The organism is Bacillus sp. AM 13(2015), assembly GCF_001518755.1.
GTDB classification, from domain to species: domain Bacteria; phylum Bacillota; class Bacilli; order Bacillales; family Bacillaceae; genus Bacillus; species Bacillus safensis.
Genome location: NZ_LKCP01000023.1, coordinates 1 through 3386, shown reverse-complemented (window position 1 = coordinate 3386; position 3386 = coordinate 1). Strand labels below are relative to the sequence as shown.

At 42.3% G+C, this 3386-nt stretch carries 2 protein-coding genes and 2 pseudogenes; 1 reads left to right on the top strand and 3 read right to left on the bottom strand.

Annotation, left to right across the window (positions count from 1 at the left end):
- Window positions 1-369, bottom strand: a pseudogene (bglA, locus tag AOQ70_RS02915) (6-phospho-beta-glucosidase BglA); the annotation flags it as partial.
- Window positions 370-378: 9 nt separating this feature from the next.
- On the bottom strand, window positions 379-2277 hold the full coding sequence (locus tag AOQ70_RS02910; protein WP_058838372.1) for a beta-glucoside-specific PTS transporter subunit IIABC: 1899 nt from the start codon (window positions 2275-2277) through the stop codon (window positions 379-381).
- Window positions 2278-2432: 155 nt separating this feature from the next.
- On the opposite strand from AOQ70_RS02910, the gene AOQ70_RS02905 reads away from it, so the two are divergent.
- The gene (locus AOQ70_RS02905) at window positions 2433-3143 is read left to right on the top strand and encodes a GntR family transcriptional regulator (protein WP_039182781.1); all 711 of its coding nucleotides are present in this window, start codon (window positions 2433-2435) and stop codon (window positions 3141-3143) included.
- Between the two features lie 50 nt (window positions 3144-3193).
- Here AOQ70_RS02905 and AOQ70_RS02900 read toward each other — a convergent pair.
- Window positions 3194-3386, bottom strand: a pseudogene (locus AOQ70_RS02900) (hypothetical protein); the annotation flags it as partial.

Here is a 3386-nt window from a genome sequence, read left to right as displayed (position 1 = left end):
CTCGATGCCATGCTTGAGCAGTTCATCAAATACATCATCATAGAATTGTAACCCTGCTTCATTCGGTTCTGCTTCATCTCCCTTAGGGAAAATCCGGCTCCAGCCAATCGATGTACGTAAACATTTTAAACCCATTTCGGCAAACATTGCGATATCTTCCTTATAACGATGGTAGAAATCGATCGCTTCATGGTTCGGATAAAATTTATCTTCTTCTATCGTTTCAGTTATTTGTCTCGGTACTCCGTGAGCACCTGCTGTCATCACATCTACAACACTTGGGCCTTTTCCTGCTTCATTCCATCCACCTTCAAATTGATGTGCAGCTAATGCTCCGCCCCATAGAAAATCTTTTGGTAATGTCATTATTCATTCCTCCTATTTCACAATTGTGATCATGACGTCTGTTGGCTGACATGTCGATTGTTCTTCTACAATCACATCTTCGTACGCTTGTGTATTGGTGATGATGACTGGTGTGATTGTTTTTAATCCTTTGCTTTCAATGGCTTCTTGATCAAATGTCATCAACAAGTCACCCTTCTTCACCTTACTGCCTTCTTTGATATGCAGAGTAAATGCTGAGCCATCTAGGGAAACCGTATCAATTCCTACATGAACTAGTAACTCCACCCCGAATTCTGAACGCAGTCCAATCGCATGCTTTGTTGGCGCAAGCATGACGACACTGCCGTCAAACGGTGCATACAGCTTGTTGTCTGTCGGTTCAATCGCAAACCCTTTGCCCATCGCCCCCGAGCTAAATACGGCATCTGGCACTTCAGATAACGGGATCACTTTCCCTGCAAGCGGTGCAGGAATGGTCTCTTCATTATTCATCGAAGCATTCATTTTTTCTCCAACTTGCTCTTTATCAGACGTTGCACCGGCTGTCTGTTCCACTGTATCTTCCCCATAACCAAACATTTGAATAAGCACAACTGGTAAGATCAGCGCAATTGCGACACCAATCAATATGCCGATAATTGATGTTGGATAATCTGAACTAATTCCGTTTACAATCGTCAGTGGACCAGGCAAACCTGCATACGCAAAGTAATAAGGCGTAAAGAAGCTGGCAGCAATGGCACCGACCGCTCCAGATATACATCCGAAAATAAATGGTTTTTTGAAACGCAGGGTAACCCCATAAATCGCAGGCTCAGTAATTCCAAAGAGACCCGTGATTCCCGCTGAAACCCCGACTTTTCGTGTTTCGCGGTTTCTTGCTTTTAAAATAACCCCTAACACTGCGCCGACCTGAGCGATAACAGCGATGGTTTGATATGCCTGGAAGGAGTCACGTCCATATTGTTCAAAGTTGGCGAGCACCATTGGTGTGATGCCCCAATGAACACCGAAAATGACAAGCACTTGCCAGAATCCTCCGATAATAGCACCTGCTAAAGCTGGGACATTTTCCGCTAAAACATTGTATCCGTTTGCAATCCCATTTGCACCGGCTGTCGAAAGAGGACCAATTAATAGAATCGTTAACGGAACCATGACAACCATGCAGATAAATGGGACAAATAACGGTTTGACCACCTCGTGAATGCGTTTGTTTAAAAATCTCTCTACATATGAAAGGATCCATACCAAGAATAGCGGCGGCAAAACAGATGACGTATAAACCGTTTCAGATAACGCTATGCCTAAAAAAGTAACGCCTTCCCCTGATGCCACGCGTCCAGCAATCTCCGTCCAAGCTGGACTGACAAGCGCTGCTGTACACGCTACGGCGATATACATATTCGTTTTAAAATGCTTGGCTGCTGTGATGGCGATAAAGATAGGCAAAAACGTAAACGGCGCCCATGAAATAAAGCTAAAGACTTCATACGTTCCCGTTTTCGAGAAGCTTGGAAATAATAAATTAATGAGGATAAGTGCACCTTGTAAAATACCTGCTGCTGCCAAAATATACACAAATGGCGCAAACACAGCAGACATGGTCGCGATGACACGGTTCAGCACCGTTCCCTTGTTTTCATTTGGCTGATCATCATCAGACGGCTGCAGCTGAACAAGGCTTGAAAAATGCTCATATACCTCACCAACATGCTGACCGATAACGACCTGAAATTGACCGCCATTTTCCACCACGGTAATGACGCCAGGCATCGCATTGACTGCTTCCTTTGCCTTTGGATTCGAACGTTTCAAGACCAAACGCAGCCGCGTGGCGCATCTTGCAGCACTCACCACATTTTCTTCTCCGCCAACTGCCTCTAAGATGTCTTCTGCAAGCTTTTGATAGTCCCTCACTTTTGACATATAAAACCCCCCTTTATCACTACTAGTATATGTACATTATAATTATACCGGTACAATTTATCAATACATATATAATTTTAGATAGCATATCAAAGGAAATTAGGTATGTGCTATAATACAAAGACAATAAATCGTGAAAACAAAGAGGAATAGCCATGTTAAAGTATCAACAAATTGCGAGCGATATTGAAAAATATATTGTCACCCATGAGATGCAACAAGGAGATAAGCTCCCTGTACTCGAAACACTCATGAGTCAATTTGCTGTGAGCAAAAGTACCATTATCAAATCGTTAGAATTACTCGAAAAAAAAGGAATTATCTATCAAGTGAGGGGCAGCGGCATCTTTGTTCGAAGACACCGGCGCAAGGGATACATCAGCCTTTTATCCAACCAAGGGTTTAAAAAAGACTTAGAGGAATTTCAACTGACATCAGAGGTTTTAATGCTAGACACCATCAAACCGTCCGAAGAAGCTGCACTTAATTTGAACATTGAACAAGATGAAGATGTTTTTTACCTTAAACGCATTCGTTACATCAACGGACAAACCTTATGTTTAGAAGAATCCTATTACCGAAAAACGATTATTCCTTATCTCAACACAGAAATTGCCGCCGATTCTGTTTTTAAATTCGTCAGTGAAGGTTTGGGGCTCAAAGTCGGTTTCTCCGATATGTACTTACAAGTAGGCAAATTGAATGAAACCGAAGCGACGCACCTCGGCCTCAAACAAGACGATCCCGCCCTCCGCGTCGAGACGGTCTTTCACCTCACAAACGGCCAGCCCTTCGACTTTTCGAAAATCACATATAACTACACACAATCCCAATTTTTTATTCAAGCCAATAATTATTATGGGTGATGGACGGAAAAAGCCCCTCATAAACTGAGGGGCTTTTTGCAAATAACCTATCACTTGTAATAGTTATAATCATTGAACGTCGCGATCATATCTTCTTGTGTGCCTTTCTTCCCGCGATTTGTATTAAAATATAACGTTCCGTCATCAAAATCAACAGCTTCTATTTCAAAAAGAGTAAATGCACTGCTCGTAATTCGAAATGAAAGGTCTTTTCTAGTAAACAACTCTTTTGAAAAATCTTTT